1 protein-coding gene and 1 pseudogene are annotated in these 811 nt (G+C 60.9%); both read left to right on the top strand.

Annotated elements, in window-relative coordinates:
- A pseudogene (locus VQ02_RS33755) lies at nucleotides 1–248 on the top strand (xanthine dehydrogenase family protein molybdopterin-binding subunit); the annotation flags it as partial.
- 196 nt (nucleotides 249–444) lie between these two features.
- The coding region (locus VQ02_RS38900) for a hypothetical protein (protein WP_209437107.1) at nucleotides 445–811 on the top strand (367 nt) is incomplete at its 3' end.

The following is an 811-nucleotide window of genomic DNA, read 5'->3' as shown; positions in this document are numbered from 1 at the left end:
TCGACGCCACCGGGCCGGTCCACGCCGATTTGCCGGAGATCGACGCGGTCTTCCTGCCCGAGCTCGACGACAAGGCGAACCCGCTGAAGAGCAAGGGCCTGGGCGAACTCGGCATCTGCGGCGCCGGCGCGGCGGTGGCGAACGCGGTCTACAACGCGACCGGGATCCGGATCCGGGATTATCCGCTGACCCTGGACAAGATCCTGGAGGGGTTCACCGCCAAGGAGACCGGGCAGCGGCGAGCGTAGCGCCCGTCATCATGGCAATGGAGCCACTGAGAAACAGGCACTCTCTTCCCCTCTGCGTGGCGAGAGTGCCTGTGTCTGGAAGCGCGGCAGTGCGGCCGCTCACGGCAATCTCGAAGCTGTAAATTCTACAGATTTTCTAAGCGATATAGAGCGCGCCGAGCGATACGCATGCATCCCATGAATATCCAAGGATCGCATGCGTACGGCTCCCATCGCGCTCGCGCTTCTCGTCACCGCAGGTGCCGCTGATGCAGCGCCAATCCCATCGGAATTCCAGGGCACCTACGCTGCAACACGCGAGCTGTGCCGCACCTACCGACAAAATGGGGCGAGCGCCCTCCGAAAATCAGAAAACAGATACCTTATTGTAACGCCGAACGGCTTCACGACCTACTGGGAAGCCGCTTTCGTTCTGTTGTCGCAAGGGCGCAACTCATTCGAGCTCGCGACCCGGGGAAGCCCAGCGACCCGCTCAGCTTACTTGATGAACTTCGCTCCAAACAGATCACTCAGAATTACTCTCGTGGGCGCCGATGGCTCTGAAACATTTGTGCCCTGCAAAG

Origin of the sequence: Methylobacterium variabile (genome assembly GCF_001043975.1) — a bacterium.
Lineage (GTDB): Bacteria > Pseudomonadota > Alphaproteobacteria > Rhizobiales > Beijerinckiaceae > Methylobacterium > Methylobacterium variabile.
Note: the sequence above shows the minus strand (reverse complement) of the source record. Positions and strands in the feature narration are given on the sequence as shown.